The organism is Thermosynechococcus sp. (assembly GCF_046299655.1).
Lineage (GTDB): Bacteria > Cyanobacteriota > Cyanobacteriia > Thermosynechococcales > Thermosynechococcaceae > Thermosynechococcus.
Genome location: NZ_JBKBHZ010000026.1, coordinates 1 through 16,159 on the forward strand (window position 1 = coordinate 1; position 16,159 = coordinate 16,159).

The window sequence follows — 16,159 nt, forward strand, 5'->3', positions numbered from 1 at the left end:
GAGTTTGCAGGAGATAGTCAGGACTTGGTTCATAATCTTACTGTATTTCATCAGAGAAAAGATTGCCAGAGCGCGGGACTCCTGCTGTCTGAGCTGAAGCACAAGGTCTTGCTATCAATCTAGCCTAGGCGATCGCCCCAACCCACAAACCAAGTTTTAGTTGTGCCTAATGTTGTAAATAACTGGGTACCAAGGGTAGTGCGTCTTGAAACAGGGGTGTGGTCAAGTAGCGTTCACCAAAGCTCGGCTGCACCATGACAATTAGCTTGCCTGCATTTTCGGGTCGTTGAGCCACCTGAATGGCAGCACAAAGGGCAGCGCCACTGGAAATGCCTGAAAGCAAGCCTTCTTCACGCGCCAAACGCCGACCGAAATAAATGGCCTGATCGTCGGAAACAGTAATCACCTCGTCAATGAGTTCCCGTTTCAGCACGGGGGGGATAAATCCGGCGCCAATGCCTTGAATTTTGTGGGGGCCCGGTTTACCGCCAGAGAGGACAGGACTATTGCTCGGTTCGACGGCGATCGCCCGAAAGCTGGGCTTCTTGGCCTTGATCACTTCCGCAACGCCAGTAATCGTGCCACCCGTGCCGACTCCCGCCACCAAAATGTCCACTTGACCATCGGTATCTTGCCAAATTTCGAGGGCAGTGGTTTCACGATGAATCTTGGGATTGGCGGGATTTTTGAACTGTTGCAGCATGAAGGCATCCTCAAGGGAGGCGGTAATCTCTTCCGCACGACGAATCGCACCACTCATCCCCTCAGTGCCGGGGGTCAACTCCAGCTCTGCTCCATAGGCACGCAGCATGGCTCGCCGCTCTGCACTCATCGTTTCTGGCATGGTGAGAATCAGGCGATAGCCCTTTGCCGCTGCTACCATGGCGAGGGCAATCCCAGTATTCCCCGATGTAGGTTCCACTAAAACCGTTTTACCGGGGGTAATGAGACCCGCTGCTTCCGCCTCCTGAATCATACTCAGGCCAATGCGATCCTTAACCGAGGCCGCAGGATTCATGCTCTCTAGCTTGACCACGATTTGCGCCACACAGCCTTCGGATTGGGGAATGCGATTCAAGCGCACGAGGGGGGTGCGACCAATGAGAGCAGTAATATCAGGGGCAATGTTCATGGGGTAGCAGTCTCCACTTTAAGACAAAAACTTTAGGAAAATTTCTGGTCTAGATGTAGTACATGACATCCGCTTGCTGGTAGGCTTGGTGGCGATCGCACAGGTCTTGGAGGGTATAGTTTCTCAAGACATCATTGGCGGCTTTGCAAGCCTCTAGCCATACAGAACGAATCAAACTGCGTGCCAAATCACCGTCTGGCGGTGGCTTCTGCGCAAGCTTTGACTCAATTCCCTCAATACAGTTGAGCACATCCAAAATTGAGATTTGCCAAGGGGCTTTGGCCAGCAAGTAGCCTCCGCGTGCCCCCCGCTGACTGCGAATCAAACCCTTGCGCCGCAGTGTGGCCATCAGTTGCTCCAAGTAGCGATCAGGGATGTTGTGCATGGCAGCAATTTGGCGAATTTGCAGTGGTTCCGCCTGTTTATAGGCCACTGACATTTCTAAGAGCGCCAAGAGGGCGTACTCACTTTTGGCAGACAGTTCCACAGGACGTTTGGCCCACGTACGACATTGAGCAAGTTGCCCAACCTTTAGTATATCCTGCTTCTTGATCGGGATTTAGGAGATTCTTAGGAATCTTCACCGTGGCGCAGGTTACAACCTCGAGAATTCACGGCATTGCAGAAAAGCCCTTCAACAACTTCACTGGACAAACAGGCTAGACTAAAAAGAGCCTCTAGCTTCATGCCCAAGTCTGCCCAATGGTAAGAATTCTGGCCATTGAAACCAGTTGCGATGAAACGGCTGCTGCCGTAGTGCGCGATCGCGCCATCGAAAGTAATGTGATTGCCTCCCAAGTGCGTGACCATCAGCCCTTTGGTGGGGTGGTACCGGAAGTCGCCTCCCGCGCCCACTTGGAAAACATTAACGGCGTGCTCACAGCAGCCATGGGTGAGGCCGGTTGCGATTGGTCTGCCATTGATGCCATTGCGGTTACCTGTGCCCCTGGATTAGTGGGGTCACTGCTCATTGGAGTGACAGCAGCAAAAACCCTTGCCCTTGTGAAACAAAAACCGCTGTTGGGAATTCATCACCTTGAGGGGCACCTCTATGCATCTTATTTAGCGGAGCCGACCCTTGAACCGCCGTTTCTCTGCCTCTTGGTGTCTGGCGGGCACACCAGTCTCATTGGCGTTTATGGCTGTGGCGAGTACCAGCTTTTTGGCCAAACGCGGGATGATGCGGCAGGGGAAGCCTACGATAAGGTCGCACGCCTACTGGGCTTGGGCTATCCAGGGGGGCCAGTGCTCGATCGCTTGGCGCAGCAGGGCAATCCAGAGGCCTTTGATCTACCGGAGGGAAATATCCGCTTCCCAGATGGCAAGGTGCATCCCTACGATTCCAGCTTTAGTGGCCTGAAAACCGCAGTGGCACGGCTGGTGGAGGAGTTGTGTCAAACCTATGATGAATTGCCGCTGGCGGATCTCGCTGCCAGTTTTCAAAAAGCGGTGGCACAGGCCTTGACCAAGCGGGCGATCGCCGCGGCGGTGGATCATGGCTTCAAAACCCTCGCCATTGGGGGAGGCGTAGCGGCCAATTCTGGACTGCGACAACACCTGACTGTGGCTGCGGAACCCTTGGGGATACAGTTAATTTTTCCGCCCCTGCGGCTGTGTACCGATAATGCGGCAATGATTGGCTGTGCAGCAGTGGAGCATTTCCAGCGGGGCGATCGCTCCCCCTTGGATCTGACAGCGCGTTCACGCCTCAGCTTGTTGGAGATTTCTGCCCTCTATACAGCCACGCCCCTCGCAGTGAATTGATCGCGATCGACCCCAAAAAGAACGCCAGTTGACAGACCACAATACTCGGACCCGACGGCCAATTCATCCCTGCTGACAACAGCATGCCAACAATGGCACTGCCCACCCCCACGAGGGCTGCCAAAACCACGTACTGGGAAAATTGCCGACTCCACAGGCGGGCGCCACAGGCGGGAATGACGACAAAGGCACTAATGAGCAACACACCAACAGTCTTAATCGAGACAGCGACCACCAAGGCCAAGAGGGTGATAAACAGCAGCTGCTGCATCCTCACCGCCGCTCCCCGCGCCACCGCCAAGGCCTCATTTACCGTGATTAGCAACTGCACCCGCAACGTCAGCAGAATAAAAATGCTGACAAAGGCGCAGAGTGTGCCACTCATGATGAGATCGGCGGGCCGCACCGCCAAAATATCGCCAAACAGTAAATTATTCAGCCCTCCTTGATAGCGATCGCTCATACTTAGCAAAATCACCGCTATTGCTAACGAGGTCGAATAGATGATATTCAAAAGGGCATCCGTCCACAGTCGTGTATGCTCCAGCAGATACGTCACCCCAAGGGCAAAGACGACGGCAAAGGGCAGCAACATCACTGAGGGATTCAGTCCCAGAATAATCCCTAAACTAATCCACAGTAGGGCTGAGTGCCCCAAAGCATCACTAAAAAAGGAAAGTTGCCGCAGGATTGTAAAGCTACCGAGGGCACCTGCCATCCCGCCCGTAAAGATCCCTGCCCACAGTGCCCGCTGCATAAAGGGCAACTGCAACAGATCAATCATTCGTTCCAACATCATGGAGACTTTTGGTTGGAGTCTGCTAAAGAGGAATAGAAGAATAATATGCTATTCAACGAGGTGGTTGTGAGGATGGGGCTGCGTGTATCGTCTGCTGGCGCCTGCCAAAATTAATCTCTTTTTACAAATTGTTGGCAATTGCTTGGATGGCAGTGGCTACCACGAGCTGGTAATGGTGATGCAGGCGGTCTCCCTCATGGATCGCATTGAACTTGTCCCTCGGCGCGATCGCCAAATTAAAGTCCATTGCACCAACCCTGCTGTCCCCTGCGATCAACGAAATCTCGCCTACAAAGCAGCAGCACTCCTCCAGCAGCATTTTCCCGATCGCGATGGCGTGGAAATTTTCATTGAAAAACGTATTCCCATGGGGGCGGGCTTGGCCGGGGGATCCACCAATGGGGCAGCGGTACTTGTGGGCTTAGATCTCCTGTGGCAGTTGGGTCTTACGCAAGCAGAATTGCAAACCTTTGCAGCGCAATTGGGAGCCGATGTGCCCTTCTGTCTGCAAGGGGGTACTGCCTTGGCCTTAGGGCGCGGTGAACAGTTGACACCCCTAGCGGATTTAGAGGGATTAACGGTTGTTTTGGGGAAGTATCGCTCCCTCAGTGTGGCCACCCCTTGGGCCTATCAAACCTATCGGCAGGAATTCGCCGCTACCTATGCTCAAACCCCCAGCGAGCAGGAAAAAGCCCGCCAAGAGGGGGGATCCGCAACCCTGTTACAGGCGATTCAGCAGCGCGACATCACCCAATTGGCTGCTAGTCTCCGTAATGATTTAGAAAAAGTTGTGTTGCCCCGCTACCCCTTGGTGGCAGATTTAAAGGAGCAATTCCTCGCTGCCGGGGCGATCGCCAGCTTGATGTCGGGATCAGGGCCAACGGTATTTGCCCTAGCGTCCTCTGCCGATGAAGGTTACAGCCTCATGCAACGGGTACGGCGCGCCTTACCAGACCCCGACCTTGATCTATGGGTCTGTGAGTGCTGTCCCCACGGCATTCAATTAGAGACGCCCTAGGCGAACTCCTCGAGATAATCTTGAATCTCCCGCCGCCGTTGGGGCTGCCGCAACTTTTGCAAGGCACGGTGCTCAATTTGGCGAATCCGCTCCCGACTCAGTCCCAGCAGTGCCGCAATTTCAGCCATCTCAAGGGCGGGCTGTTCCCCTAGGCCATAGCGCAGTTCCATCACTTGCCGCTCACGGGGTGATAGATCACTCAGGAGTTGCTTCAAAGTGGTCCGTAGCGACTCGCGCATGATCACCTCGTTGGGGGTGGGGGCAGTGGATTCAATCAGCTCCTGCAACTCCGTTTCTTGGTCGGAGCCAACCCGCTGTTCTAAGGCCACGGATTTGGGAACGGCCATGAGCACCTCCCGCACTTGGGACACCTCCAGATTGAGTTCTTGGGCAATATCTGCCAGACTGGGCATTGCTCCCTGTTGAGCCGCAAGACGCCGTTGGGCACGCTTAATTTTATTGAGCTTTTCCACCATGTGGATGGGAAGGCGGATTGTACGACTTTGACTAGCAACGGCACGGTTAACACTTTGGCGAATCCACCAGTAGGCATAGGTGCTAAAGCGAAATCCCTTGGTCGGATCGAATTTCTCAACGGCGCGTTCGAGGCCTAAACTCCCCTCTTGGATTAAATCCAAAAACTCAACGCCGCGATGTTGATATTTTTTGGCAATATTCACCACTAAACGGAGGTTGGCTTGCAAGAGTTGGGTTTTTGCCCGCTGTCCTTGACGCTCAATGTGCTGCAGTTCAGCAAGAGGGACATTCGCTGCTTTTGCCCAAGCCTGAAGGCCTGCTTGGAGGCACATTTGTAGCTCAGTCACGCTCATATTCAGCAGAGACGCCCATTCAGCAGGAGTGAGGCGACGCCCCAACTGATGCTGCTGGCGATCGCGCTCTGTAACAGCCGCCACATAGCGTTTGATCTGGGGATCATCGGCCTGATCTCGCACGGTGAGCAGGGCTTGGTACTGCTGAACCTGTTGGGCAAGGTGTAGCTCTTCACTGGGGGTGAGCAAGGGCACTCGGCCAATTTCCTGCAAATACTGCCGCACCAAATCCGTTGTCAATGGACGGTCGGACACGGGTTGAATGGGGGTAGCCACCATAGGACAACTCAACTCACAACATCGAGAATTCAGCTCGATAGTGGTATTCTCTGCCCTTGGCGAGGGGGCGGCAGTGATGGAGCCGGTGCTCAGGTTGTGATGTGGATCAACCTATTCTGTGCTCTCTGATGAACCCGTCATCAGTTTTGTGGTTGGAGATGGCTGCTCCTTGAGAATCGTAGTATCAATTACGTAAGGTAATCGGGCAGCCTTGAGACCGCGTTTGATCACAGCAAGGGTTTCTTGAAAGAGGACAAAAAGGGGGAGTTGACGATTAGCTCCCTCACTAAAGACATCGCGGTGCTGCAAGGGCATATCCCAGCTATAACTGCGACTCAGGAGCACTTGAGACTGCCGCCAGCGGGTCAGCAGTTCCGTAAAGCTTTCCCCCGGACGATGGATAAAGACCAGCAGTTCAATGTCAGTTTTGACCTTCCACTCGGGATCGCACATGACAAAGACCAGATCACAGGGCACCATCACCGACTTCACTTGGGGACGTTGGTTCGCGGTGGTGGCCGCAGGCAACTGAATGTGGGCGATCGGCAGCGGAATCGGAATTAGACTTTCTTGGGGTCGCCGCAGACTGGGAATCATTTCTAGGTAGGGGCGATATTGCCGCAGCAATTCTGTCGCGTGCAGCGGATCCGTGTAGCGAACTAGGGTGTATTCGTAAAGGTGGGGGGCGATCGCCATAGCAGAAAGAGCTTGCAACTATTGTTATCCTAGGCGAGGTCGCTGCTCCTCAACAAGCCAACAGAACCTTAACTCACAGCTTGCTGGGCTAATTGCTCTAGTTGGGGCAAATTGAGAATTTGGAGTTGTTGCTTGGCCACATCAATTTTGATCCAGTTTTTTGCCACCAGTTTATCCAGCAGTTGATGTGCCTCATCAGCGCTAATGTTAGCCACATCCGCTAAGTCGTTGATAGGGACATTAAAAATCACGGCTGTGTTGGCATTGCCGCCCGGATGCTGCCCATAGCGCCGTGCCAAATTCAGCAAGACATGGGCTAGCCTCACCGCCGCTGGTTGATGCAGCAGTTCAATACGGGCATTGGTGAGGCGTAATCGTTGTGCCATTAACTGCAACATCCGATAGTGTAAATCTGGTTCATGGCGCAGGACATGGAGAAATTTTTGCGCCGGCACCGACAGCACTTCCGCTGGACACAGCGCCACCACATCCGTCGAGCGGGGCGACTGGTCAAGAATGGCCATTTCACCAAAAAAATCCCCCGGCCCAAGAATCGCTAGGGTCATAAAATCCCCATTGGCACGCAGTCGCCGTACCTTCACCCAGCCTGAGAGGATAAAGTAAACCGCATTACCCCACGCATCTTCGATTAGAATGGTACGCCCCGCCGGGTAGGTGTTATGCCAAGCCACTGAAAGCATTGAGGCAAGCGCCTCTTGGGAACTGGCACCAAAAAGCGGAAAAAGTTGACTAAAACTTTCGGTCTCAATACTTGACATAACAACCTGAACCTAAAGGCTGCAAGGGAGGGATTCTTCCATAAGAATACTAGAATAGGCGATCGCCCTCGGCAGCAACCTTATGCTCCAATGACGTATTTGCGCCACTCTTGATGAATACCGGTGCGTACGTGCTTTGTTACCTCAAAGTACAAACTACTAATGGGGCGGCGTGGCGTTTGCCGCAGAGGCATATTGGCTTCCTCAGGGGTGCGGTTCCCTTTTTTGACATTACAGCGCACACAAGCCGTCACAATATTTTCCCACGTATCCCCACCCCCCCGCGATTTAGGAATGACGTGATCAAGGGTGAGGTCATCGCCCGTGTAGCCACAGTACTGGCAGGAGTGACCATCTCGATGTAGGATGTTGCGGCGGGTGAGGGGAATTTCTTTGTAGGGGGTAACAACGTAGTGCCGCAGACGAATAACCGTCGGCAAGGGGAAATTGTTATAAACCATCTTGCCGTTGTGTTCGACTTGCTCCGCCTTGCCCTTGATTAAAAGGACAACTGCCCGTTGCCAACTCGTAATATTGAGTGGTTCATAGGAGGCATTGAGTACTAGAACCTTCGCCATATCCGTTGACACGTGGCATTCTCTCAGATGGTAGCATATCCCTTATCGTTGGAGTCACTAGGGAGAATATTTTTGTCGTTCCCACCCCCCTGCGAATCGTGCTAGGCTGACGAAAGCATTTCTGTTGACAGATTTACAGACTTCCTGTTCCATGGCCATCGGGTCTTTGGCGGCACTCCTGCAACCCAATCTCATTCTCGACACTACTATTGAGCAGTTGCCCCCGAGTCTGCTGGAAAAATATCATCTACGGGGCATGGTGCTGGATGTGGATGATACGCTCCTCCCCACATGGGATGCCGAACTGCCGCCGCAAGTTCTGGCATGGCTTCTAGAGATGAAGCGTCAAGTGCCGATCTGGCTAGTCAGTAATAACTTAAACCACCGCCGCATTGAACGGATTGCCCAGCAGGTGGAGTTACCTTTTTTGATGGGGGCAGGCAAACCCTCGCGGCGCAAGCTACGTCAGGCCGTTGAAGCCATGAACTTACCCTATGAGCAGGTGGCCATGGTGGGCGATCGCCTGTTTACGGATATTCTTGCCGGCAATCGCTTGGGGATGTTCACCATCTTGGTGCAACCAGTTCTCGTCAAGCGCCTTGATGGCAAGTCTTGGGTACGCCATCTAGAGTTTTGGCTAGCACGCCAACTGGGCACGCCGCTAGCGATCGCGCCCCCCCGCTGAAAATTAGCTTTTTCTCTGCAAATAATTCACCAGTGCGCGTAGCCCCAACAAATAACTATCGGCACCAAAGCCGGCGATTTGACCGATCGCCACCGCTGCAATGTAGGAATGATGGCGAAAAGTTTCCCGTTGATGAATGTTACTCAGGTGAACTTCCACAGTGGGCAGGGCAACTGCAACAATCGCATCCCGTAGAGCCACGCTGGTGTGGGTATAGGCTGCGGGGTTAATTAAAATGCCTTGGGCACGTCCCATTGCCCCCTGAATGGCATCCACCAAGACCCCTTCGTGATTGGACTGGAGGCACTCAACGGTTACTCCCAACTCCTCTGCCAATGTCTCTAGGGATTGGTTGATGTCCGCCAGTGTCACAGCCCCATAGATGGCTGGTTCCCGTTGCCCTAACAGGTTCAGATTGGGGCCGTGGAGCACCAGAATATGCAAAGCCAAGCTTAACCTAACCGCTCAAAAATGACTCAATTTTGTTGAATGCTGTCGCTCTATTGGCGATCGCGCACTGGAATGGGAATCGGCTCCAGTTCAGGGGTGGGTTCAGCGCCACCAAGAAGTTCCAACAATTTCTTTAACCACGATTTGAGGGTGTCAAGCAGGCTCTCTAGATAATCCATTGATGTCCCTACTGTATCGCTATAGAATTTGCAGATGCCCTGTGTCCTGAATAAAGACAAAAAAGGCATTGTAACTTTAAGCTAGCACAATCTTTTTAAATCGGCACCCGATCAGTTTAAGACCTCTAGGACTTCTGGAAGCCAAGACCATGACTGGCCGCGTAGCGATCCATAAAGCGAATAAAGCGATCCCACTCTTGGGGGCTGCGCATCGTGTAGGTGGCCTCAATGGCAACGGGCTGGCCGTTAATGAACTTGGCATTGACATCACGGGTAACAATTTCCCCTTCTTCGTCCACCATGTACATCCCTGTGATCTCCAAATTGCCCTCTTGGACAATTTTCGGCCTATCGAAGTAAAACATGGCTTGGCCACTGCTGCCATCCCGCGCCCGCGTCAACCGCACATCGGGGACCACTTCTTCATTAACACCACGGATAAATTGAATTTCTGCCATTGCACCAACACTTCAAGCAATACTTCTAGGATACCTGTATCGGGGACAACTCAAACCAAGAAATCGTGCCGCAGACTGTAAATCACCCATTCGGGCTGCTCGAGATGAGGTAAGACCCCTGCTTTGGGGATCACTTGGAACTGTTGCAGGCGATCGCGAGCGGTGGCATAGAGGCGCCCCCCCAGAGAAAGGGGTGTGAGCTTTGCCTGTTCTCCCCAGAGGATCATGGTGGGGATCCTCAACTGGGGTAAGTACTGGCTGAGATCAAAGGAGAGATTTCCCTTCAGGGTACTCAGCGCTGACCATTCGGCATTGGGACGACAGGCGGCATCTAGGTAGGCTTCAACCGTTTCGGGGCGCAGTCGCTGTGGATCGGCAAAAATAAATTGGGTAAGGAAGTTACGCACCGCCAAGGGGTGAGCAGCAGCAATGGTGTAAATGAAACGATCAAGAATTGGGACACTCAGCAGAGCATTGGCCACAGCCTGTCCTTGATCTTCACCAAAGTCATTGAACCCGCTCGGACACACCAAACACAAACGCTGAAAAAGATGGGGTTGCTGAATTGCTAGCCGCACCACAATCCCAGCCGTGAGAGATGAGGCGACAACGGTAACCGGCGTTCCCAGCATGCGCAACAGTTCAGCAATCATGAGCCAGTAGTCGCTAGTGGTGTAGTCACGGGCAGGATGATCTGACTCCCCCCAGCCAATCAGATCCGGAGCAACGACGCGGTAACGCGCCGCAAAGGCAGGATATACTTGGGACCATTCATAATGGCTAGAGCCACCCCCCAAACTGTGGAGAAAGACCAAGGGAGGGCGCGATTGCACCTGACCCCAGTAGCGATCGCTGGGGGTGTAATAGACCATGCGACCCAGACTAGTGCGAAAACTCTGCTGCACAAAGGTGGGCGGACAAAAGGCCATGCTAGGTCAAGGGGCGAATTAAATAGCCACAGCGATGCTCGCCATCCACAAGCCAATGGGTGCGCTCAACGGCACAATCCCCAAGGGCGATCGCAAACATCTCTAACTCATGATGACAGACGGTGGGAAAAGATTGGGCAACGGCAGAAATCGCACAATTGTACTCCGTAAATAGATAGGCACCTTGAGGGTCATTCACGGGGTAAAACTCGGCCATATACCCCTCCTGCCGCCGCAGCGCCACCAGTCGCGCCAAGCGTTCGGCTAGGGTCCCCGTTCCTATTTGCTCGCGGTAGGCCAAGGCCTTGCGCTGCCACGCTGCCTGCAAGACATCCTGCATCTGCTCTGGGCCAAGGGTTGCGGCTACGGATTCCAAAAGCTCTACCGCAAAGCCCTTTGTGGAACTTGCCTGTTGGCGTAGTTGTCGCTGTCGCAGTTCCTCTCGTCCCGCTTCGCTAATCGTGTAACGGTACTGGGGACGCCCCACTGTACCCGACAGGACTTCATAGGTGACCAGTTGCTCCGCCTCCAAATCCTTAAGATGCCGCCGTACCGCTTGCGGACTAATCGCCAGTTGTGCCGCCAACTCTTGGGCACTGAGGTGACCGTCGCGGAGAAGGCAGTGTAAGATGTCCTGTTTAGTATCGGATGTGAGCGTCACGCAACGCCCCCTTGACTAAAACAACGATTTTGTTGCTAAATTAATTCTAGAGATAAGGCAACCATTCTGTTGCTTAATATACTCTACTTTTTACTTGCCCTTTTGCCCATTCCTTTACCCAAGAGAACACTCGATGTCGGCAACGGTACAATCCCTCGTCAATCAGCCCTACAAATACGGCTTTGTCACCCAAATTGAGACGGAAACCATTCCCCGAGGTCTCAACGAAGACATTATTCGCCTCATCTCTGCCAAGAAGAACGAGCCAGAGTTCATGCTCGAGTTTCGCCTGCGGGCCTATCGCCAATGGTTGAAGATGAGTGAACCCACGTGGCCACGGGTGAGCTATCCCCCCATCAACTACCAAGACATTGTCTATTACTCGGCTCCGAAACAGAAGGAAAAGCTGAAAAGCTTGGATGAAGTGGATCCCGTCCTGCTGGAAACCTTTGAAAAACTGGGGATTCCCCTCTCAGAGCAAAAGCGGCTGACCAATGTGGCGGTAGATGCCATTTTTGATAGCGTGTCCGTGGCCACCACATTCCGCGAGGAGTTGGCCAAGCAGGGAATCATTTTCTGCTCTATTTCGGAAGCGCTCCACGAATATCCCGAGTTGGTGCAGAAATACTTGGGCAGTGTTGTCCCCATTGGGGATAACTTCTATGCGGCTTTGAACTCCGCCGTCTTTTCCGATGGCTCCTTTGTCTATATTCCCAAGAACACGCGCTGTCCGATGGAGCTATCCACCTATTTCCGCATTAATAACGGCGAGGCGGGGCAGTTTGAGCGCACGCTGATTATTGCCGATGAGGGCAGCTATGTTAGCTACCTTGAGGGGTGTACCGCCCCCATGTTCGACACCAATCAACTCCACGCAGCAGTGGTAGAATTGGTTGCCCTTGACAATGCGGAAATTAAATACTCCACGGTGCAAAACTGGTACGCTGGCGATGAAACCGGCAAGGGGGGTATTTACAACTTTGTGACCAAGCGGGGACTGTGCCTTGGCCGCAACTCTAAGATTTCTTGGACACAGGTGGAAACAGGTTCAGCCATTACTTGGAAGTACCCCAGTTGTGTCTTGGTGGGGGAAAATTCTGTGGGTGAATTCTACTCCGTTGCCCTCACCAATAATTACCAGCAGGCGGATACGGGTACCAAGATGATCCACATTGGCAAGAATACCCGTAGCACGATTGTCTCCAAGGGGATTTCAGCAGGGCACTCCCAAAATAGCTATCGCGGCTTGGTGAAAATTGGGCCAAAGGCCACGGGAGCGCGTAACTACTCCCAATGCGATTCGATGCTCATTGGTGATACGGCAGCCGCTAATACCTTCCCCTATATTCAGGTGCAAAACCCCACTGCCCAGGTGGAGCATGAGGCCTCAACGTCGAAAATTGGTGAGGATCAACTCTTTTACTTTGCCCAGCGGGGAATTTCGGCTGAAGATGCGGTCTCAATGATGATTAGTGGCTTCTGTCGCGATGTCTTTAACCAATTGCCGATGGAATTCGCGGTCGAAGCCGATCGCCTGCTGAGTCTAAAACTAGAAGGCAGTGTTGGCTAGAGGTTTTAGGAGGTTCCCGGAAAGAGACGCCACACTTTGATGGTGCCGTCTTCACTGGCGGAGATGAGTTGATCCTGACCAAAGACGACGCTGTACACGGCGCCAGAATGTCCCTTAAGGTTGCGTAATGGCTGACCAGAGAGGGACCAGAGTTTGACGGTTTGATCGCCATGGCCACTGGCAATGGTGCTACCATCGGGACTCACCGCCACGCTAAAGACTTGGCCGCCTTCGGTGCCAAACTGATGCTGGAGTTCTCCTGTGGTCAGGTTCCAGACTTTGATACCGTCTTGGTCACTACCGCTCACGAGTTGGCTGCTGTCGGGGGTGAAGGCGAGGCTATTGACATCGCTGGTGTGACCTTCAAGGGTGCGCAGGAGTCGGCGGGAGGGTACATCCCAAATGCGGATCAGCTTATCTACTCCGCCCGTGGCTAAAAAACGTCCATCGCGACTAATGGCAACGCTGAGCATGATGCCCTCATTGCCTGTTAGGGTAGCGATTTCCTGACGGCTAGGGACATCCCAGAGTTTGACGGTGTGATCATAGCTGGCACTGGCCAAGGTACGGCCATCGGGACTGAGGGCTAAGCCATTCACAAAATCTTGGTGGCCACTGAGGGTAGCCTCAAGCTGGCGATCGCCGACATTCCAAAGCTTAATCGTTTTGTCTTTGCTGCCGCTAATCACCGTTTGACCATCGGGGGTCATCACAAGGGCATAGATCCAATCGGTGTGGCCTTTAGCTTGCCCTAGGGCAGTTCCCGTCGCTAAGTTCCAAAAATACAGCGTGCGATCGTCGCCACCACTCACGAGTAAATTGCCGTCGGGACTCAAGGCGATCGCGTTCACTTCATCTTGATGGCCGCGTAGTGTTGTGGCGAGGGCAATTTTTTGCCACTTTGAGGTGGTGGCCTCTGGGGGGGAAGCACCGTTGTGATCGAGGGAAGAGGACGTCCAACGTTGACTGAGTTGCCAATAGGCCAGTCCTGCGACCAAGCCGCTGATCACAAGCGTGCTCAAAAGAAGTCGAAGATCAGAACTGCCTTTGTTACTCATCGGTCCCGTACCCCACTAGCTTGCAAAAGGGTTGCATTCTACACTAACAATAAAGGCTGTGGCGCGTTTTTGGGTACGACTTGTATTGGGTACCCCTATGGAATGGCAATAAATGAAAAATGAATATGAATACCCCACCCCTTCTGAAAAATGAATATGAATACCCCACCCCTTCGCGACTATGAGCGCACAGTTCATTTTGCTGACACGGATGCCGCCGGGGTAGTTTACTTTGCCAATCTGCTGCGGTTTTGTCACGAGGCCTATGAGGAGGCCCTTGCCCAGTTGGGGGTGGATCTGCGGCAATTTTTCAGCAACGCTGGCCTGATGGTGCCGATTACGGAGGCGCAGGTGCGGTTTTTGCAACCCCTTTATTGTGGCGATCGCCTGCGAGTGACCATTGACCCCCAACGAATCGATAGCAGCCGTTTTCAACTGACCTATACGCTCTACAATGCCACCGGCGATCGCGTGGCCATTGCCCACACCCAGCACATTTGTTTACAAGAACGGCAACGGGTGCCAATTCCTGAACCTTTGAGCCGCTGGTTGAAGTCTGCCCCAGAGGAGGCCAGCGATCGCGAGGATTAGGGGGATAATAGGGAAGATGTTGCGTCATAGCTCACTGCCAGAATGACCCAAACCTTTCGTGTTCAGATCCTGCACCAAGGACAAACCTACACGTTTGAAGCCAGTGCCGATAAACCCATCCTGCGATCGGCGACGGCGGCGGGAATTGATCTGCCTAGTTCCTGTAATGCGGGAGTGTGTACCACCTGTGCCGCTCAAATTCAGGAGGGTACCGTTGATCACGGGGATGCGATGGGGTTGAGTCCCGAACTGCGGGAAAGAGGTTATGTGCTCCTCTGTGTGGCTCGCCCCTGTTCGGATCTAAAACTGATCTCAGAAAAAGAAGAAGAGGTCTATCACTTCCAATTTGGTCAATTCCAGAAAGGGTAGGCCTATGGCGGAGTCCCCCCTGCCCGATGAGCCTCTCAGTCGCACGCAGGTCTTAGTGGCCATGGCGTTGACGGCCATCCTGTGGCTGATTTTGGCGCGAGTGTGGTTATTTACCCCCTTTTCTGGGGGACTTCTGCCGCTGCGCTGGGATGGTTGGGCAGTGGTTTTAGGAATTGCCCTCTGCTTAGGAATCACTGGGATGGGGGCGATTTTGTATCGCCTCTGGCCGGCCTATCGCCATGCCTCGGATACCTATCTGAAACTGGTCCTGTCACCGCTATTGTGGCCTGATTTGTTTTGGATTGGCATTCTGCCCGGCCTCAGTGAAGAACTGCTCTTTCGCGGGGTGCTTCTGCCAAGTTTGGGTTTGAATTGGGCAGGGATTATGGGCAGTTCGGTGTGCTTTGGTATTTTGCACGCTGGATCGCGACAGCAGTGGCCCTATGCCCTGTGGGCAACCATTGTTGGCGGGCTGTTTGCCTATAGTGCTGTAGCAACGAATAATTTACTCCTCGCGATTGTTGCCCATACCTGTACCAATTGGCTGGCGGCGACGCTTTGGAAAGTTGCGTTTTTGCGATCGTCCCCCCATCAGCCCTAGCGCTGGTGCCCCAGGACCCGAAAGACCTCCTGTTGCTCAAAAAGTTCAACCAGATCGGGATTAATCTTAAATTCCTTGGCTTCTTGCCGCAAAATCTTGAGGGCAGCATCCACGGGCAAGCTTTTTTTGTAGGGGCGATCTTTGGCCGTTAGGGCATCGTAAATGTCGGCGATCGCCAGCATCTGGGTTTGCAAAGGAATCTCCGCCGCCCCAATACCGCGGGGGTAACCACTGCCATTCAAACGCTCATGGTGGCCATAGGCAATGATCGGCACATCCTTCAGGTGGGGGGTCCAAGGAATTCGGGAGAGAAACTGGTAGGTGTAGGTTACGTGGGCTTCAATGATCCGCCGCTCCCTTTGGGTGAGATTGCCCCGCCGCACCAAGAGTTGTTCCAGTTCGCTGGCCGTAATTAGGGGATGGAGTTCGCCATCAGTCCCGCGATAATAAAACTGGGTTAATTCCTGAAGGCGGGCAAGGGGTTCTTGGTCGAGAATTTGCGGCTCGTTGGCCTGCTCTAGCAACTGCCAATAGGTTTCAAGGGTAACCAGTTGTTGCCGCAGTTCTTCATCCAAGTGCCGCAAAAAGGCACAGTGGTGACAGGCCTGTTCTGGGCTGTGAACGGTATGGGGATGGCACAGGAGATAGTTCACCTTGGCTTGCGCCGTTTCCATTTCAAGGGTGCGGCGCACGAGGGCAAACCGTTGGCGAATGACCTCTAGTTGCTCAGGAA

At 53.4% G+C, this 16,159-nt stretch carries 21 protein-coding genes; 7 read left to right on the top strand and 14 right to left on the bottom strand.

Annotated features, from left to right (window positions below):
* Positions 1–166: 166 nt before the first annotated feature.
* A complete protein-coding gene (gene cysK / locus ACK4HN_RS11690; protein WP_409869960.1) occupies positions 167–1,132 on the bottom strand; it encodes a cysteine synthase A in 966 nt (321 codons plus the stop codon).
* A 49-nt stretch (positions 1,133–1,181) separates the two neighbouring features.
* Entirely contained in the window at positions 1,182–1,619 is a 438-nt protein-coding gene (locus ACK4HN_RS11695) for an Rrf2 family transcriptional regulator (protein WP_409869958.1), read from the bottom strand.
* A 215-nt stretch (positions 1,620–1,834) separates the two neighbouring features.
* Between ACK4HN_RS11695 and tsaD the strand changes: the two genes are divergently transcribed.
* Complete coding sequence (gene tsaD, locus ACK4HN_RS11700) at positions 1,835–2,896, top strand: tRNA (adenosine(37)-N6)-threonylcarbamoyltransferase complex transferase subunit TsaD (protein WP_409869956.1); 1,062 nt, start codon at positions 1,835–1,837, stop codon at positions 2,894–2,896.
* Here the strand turns inward: tsaD and ACK4HN_RS11705 are convergent.
* Positions 2,841–3,695, bottom strand: coding sequence for a metal ABC transporter permease (locus ACK4HN_RS11705; RefSeq protein ID WP_409877720.1), 855 nt, complete (start codon positions 3,693–3,695; stop codon positions 2,841–2,843). The two genes, tsaD and ACK4HN_RS11705, sit on opposite strands and share 56 nt — an antisense overlap.
* 82 nt (positions 3,696–3,777) lie before the next feature.
* Between ACK4HN_RS11705 and ispE the strand changes: the two genes are divergently transcribed.
* A complete protein-coding gene (ispE, locus tag ACK4HN_RS11710; RefSeq protein WP_409869953.1) occupies positions 3,778–4,713 on the top strand; it encodes a 4-(cytidine 5'-diphospho)-2-C-methyl-D-erythritol kinase in 936 nt (311 codons plus the stop codon).
* Here ispE and ACK4HN_RS11715 read toward each other — a convergent pair.
* The 4 genes from ACK4HN_RS11715 to ACK4HN_RS11730 all read right to left on the bottom strand — a co-directional run bounded on the left by ACK4HN_RS11715 (position 4,710) and on the right by ACK4HN_RS11730 (position 7,875).
* A complete protein-coding gene (locus ACK4HN_RS11715; protein ID WP_409869951.1) occupies positions 4,710–5,822 on the bottom strand; it encodes an RNA polymerase sigma factor, RpoD/SigA family in 1,113 nt (370 codons plus the stop codon). The genes ispE and ACK4HN_RS11715 overlap by 4 nt on opposite strands.
* Before the next feature lie 111 nt (positions 5,823–5,933).
* Positions 5,934–6,536, bottom strand: a complete 603-nt coding sequence (locus ACK4HN_RS11720; protein ID WP_409869949.1) for a hypothetical protein — start codon at positions 6,534–6,536, stop codon at positions 5,934–5,936.
* Between the two features lie 50 nt (positions 6,537–6,586).
* Positions 6,587–7,297, bottom strand: a complete 711-nt coding sequence (locus ACK4HN_RS11725; RefSeq protein ID WP_409869947.1) for a Crp/Fnr family transcriptional regulator — start codon at positions 7,295–7,297, stop codon at positions 6,587–6,589.
* 80 nt (positions 7,298–7,377) lie between these two features.
* The gene (locus ACK4HN_RS11730) at positions 7,378–7,875 is read right to left on the bottom strand and encodes an HNH endonuclease (RefSeq protein ID WP_409869945.1); all 498 of its coding nucleotides are present in this window, start codon (positions 7,873–7,875) and stop codon (positions 7,378–7,380) included.
* Between the two features lie 151 nt (positions 7,876–8,026).
* On the opposite strand from ACK4HN_RS11730, the gene ACK4HN_RS11735 reads away from it, so the two are divergent.
* On the top strand, positions 8,027–8,560 hold the full coding sequence (locus tag ACK4HN_RS11735) for a YqeG family HAD IIIA-type phosphatase (protein ID WP_409877722.1): 534 nt from the start codon (positions 8,027–8,029) through the stop codon (positions 8,558–8,560).
* 3 nt (positions 8,561–8,563) lie between these two features.
* Here ACK4HN_RS11735 and aroQ read toward each other — a convergent pair whose 3' ends face one another.
* From aroQ to sufR, 5 genes are all read right to left on the bottom strand, one after another.
* A complete protein-coding gene (gene aroQ / locus ACK4HN_RS11740) occupies positions 8,564–9,004 on the bottom strand; it encodes a type II 3-dehydroquinate dehydratase (protein WP_409869962.1) in 441 nt (146 codons plus the stop codon).
* A gap of 56 nt (positions 9,005–9,060) precedes the next feature.
* The gene (locus tag ACK4HN_RS11745) at positions 9,061–9,189 is read right to left on the bottom strand and encodes a hypothetical protein (RefSeq protein WP_024125381.1); all 129 of its coding nucleotides are present in this window, start codon (positions 9,187–9,189) and stop codon (positions 9,061–9,063) included.
* 125 nt (positions 9,190–9,314) lie between these two features.
* Positions 9,315–9,647, bottom strand: coding sequence for a photosystem II reaction center protein Psb28 (gene psb28 / locus ACK4HN_RS11750; protein ID WP_409869941.1), 333 nt, complete (start codon positions 9,645–9,647; stop codon positions 9,315–9,317).
* Between the two features lie 50 nt (positions 9,648–9,697).
* The gene (locus ACK4HN_RS11755; protein WP_409869939.1) at positions 9,698–10,576 is read right to left on the bottom strand and encodes an alpha/beta fold hydrolase; all 879 of its coding nucleotides are present in this window, start codon (positions 10,574–10,576) and stop codon (positions 9,698–9,700) included.
* Position 10,577: 1 nt separating this feature from the next.
* Complete coding sequence (gene sufR / locus ACK4HN_RS11760; protein ID WP_409869937.1) at positions 10,578–11,237, bottom strand: iron-sulfur cluster biosynthesis transcriptional regulator SufR; 660 nt, start codon at positions 11,235–11,237, stop codon at positions 10,578–10,580.
* Between the two features lie 133 nt (positions 11,238–11,370).
* Here sufR and sufB point away from each other — a divergent pair, with 133 nt between their 5' ends.
* Positions 11,371–12,807 (top strand): Fe-S cluster assembly protein SufB, encoded by a 1,437-nt coding sequence (gene sufB / locus ACK4HN_RS11765; protein WP_409869935.1) that lies wholly within the window; start codon positions 11,371–11,373, stop codon positions 12,805–12,807.
* 5 nt (positions 12,808–12,812) lie between these two features.
* On the opposite strand, the gene ACK4HN_RS11770 is transcribed toward sufB, so the two are convergent.
* Positions 12,813–13,817 (bottom strand): WD40 repeat domain-containing protein, encoded by a 1,005-nt coding sequence (locus ACK4HN_RS11770; RefSeq protein WP_409877724.1) that lies wholly within the window; start codon positions 13,815–13,817, stop codon positions 12,813–12,815.
* 204 nt (positions 13,818–14,021) lie between these two features.
* Here ACK4HN_RS11770 and ACK4HN_RS11775 point away from each other — a divergent pair, with 204 nt between their 5' ends.
* Genes ACK4HN_RS11775 through ACK4HN_RS11785 form a run of 3 tightly spaced genes read left to right on the top strand, consistent with a single transcriptional unit; the run spans position 14,022 to position 15,426 of the window.
* Entirely contained in the window at positions 14,022–14,456 is a 435-nt protein-coding gene (locus tag ACK4HN_RS11775) for an acyl-CoA thioesterase (RefSeq protein ID WP_409877726.1), read from the top strand.
* A gap of 42 nt (positions 14,457–14,498) precedes the next feature.
* Positions 14,499–14,825 carry a 2Fe-2S iron-sulfur cluster-binding protein gene (locus ACK4HN_RS11780; protein ID WP_409869930.1) on the top strand — a complete coding sequence of 109 codons (327 nt, stop codon included), beginning with the start codon at positions 14,499–14,501 and terminating at the stop codon, positions 14,823–14,825.
* 4 nt (positions 14,826–14,829) lie between these two features.
* Positions 14,830–15,426 (top strand): CPBP family intramembrane glutamic endopeptidase, encoded by a 597-nt coding sequence (locus ACK4HN_RS11785; protein WP_409869928.1) that lies wholly within the window; start codon positions 14,830–14,832, stop codon positions 15,424–15,426.
* On the opposite strand, the gene ACK4HN_RS11790 is transcribed toward ACK4HN_RS11785, so the two are convergent.
* The coding region (locus ACK4HN_RS11790) for an HD-GYP domain-containing protein (protein WP_409877728.1) at positions 15,423–16,159 on the bottom strand (737 nt) is incomplete at its 5' end. The genes ACK4HN_RS11785 and ACK4HN_RS11790 overlap by 4 nt on opposite strands.

Bases quoted from the DNA above. Each gene is read 5' to 3' on its own strand.
- ACK4HN_RS11705 (WP_409877720.1), bottom strand. From the start codon at position 3,695: ATGATGTTGGAACGAATGATTGATCTGTTGCAGTTGCCCTTTATGCAG.
- ACK4HN_RS11715 (WP_409869951.1), bottom strand. From the start codon at position 5,822: ATGGTGGCTACCCCCATTCAACCCGTGTCCGACCGTCCATTGACAACG.
- ACK4HN_RS11735 (WP_409877722.1), top strand. From the start codon at position 8,027: ATGGCCATCGGGTCTTTGGCGGCACTCCTGCAACCCAATCTCATTCTC.
- ACK4HN_RS11780 (WP_409869930.1), top strand. From the start codon at position 14,499: ATGACCCAAACCTTTCGTGTTCAGATCCTGCACCAAGGACAAACCTAC.
- cysK (WP_409869960.1), bottom strand. From the start codon at position 1,132: ATGAACATTGCCCCTGATATTACTGCTCTCATTGGTCGCACCCCCCTC.
- sufB (WP_409869935.1), top strand. From the start codon at position 11,371: ATGTCGGCAACGGTACAATCCCTCGTCAATCAGCCCTACAAATACGGC.
- ACK4HN_RS11785 (WP_409869928.1), top strand. From the start codon at position 14,830: ATGGCGGAGTCCCCCCTGCCCGATGAGCCTCTCAGTCGCACGCAGGTC.
- ACK4HN_RS11725 (WP_409869947.1), bottom strand. From the start codon at position 7,297: ATGTCAAGTATTGAGACCGAAAGTTTTAGTCAACTTTTTCCGCTTTTT.
- ACK4HN_RS11755 (WP_409869939.1), bottom strand. From the start codon at position 10,576: ATGGCCTTTTGTCCGCCCACCTTTGTGCAGCAGAGTTTTCGCACTAGT.
- ACK4HN_RS11745 (WP_024125381.1), bottom strand. From the start codon at position 9,189: ATGGATTATCTAGAGAGCCTGCTTGACACCCTCAAATCGTGGTTAAAG.
- ACK4HN_RS11730 (WP_409869945.1), bottom strand. From the start codon at position 7,875: ATGGCGAAGGTTCTAGTACTCAATGCCTCCTATGAACCACTCAATATT.
- tsaD (WP_409869956.1), top strand. From the start codon at position 1,835: ATGGTAAGAATTCTGGCCATTGAAACCAGTTGCGATGAAACGGCTGCT.
- ACK4HN_RS11775 (WP_409877726.1), top strand. From the start codon at position 14,022: ATGAATACCCCACCCCTTCGCGACTATGAGCGCACAGTTCATTTTGCT.
- psb28 (WP_409869941.1), bottom strand. From the start codon at position 9,647: ATGGCAGAAATTCAATTTATCCGTGGTGTTAATGAAGAAGTGGTCCCC.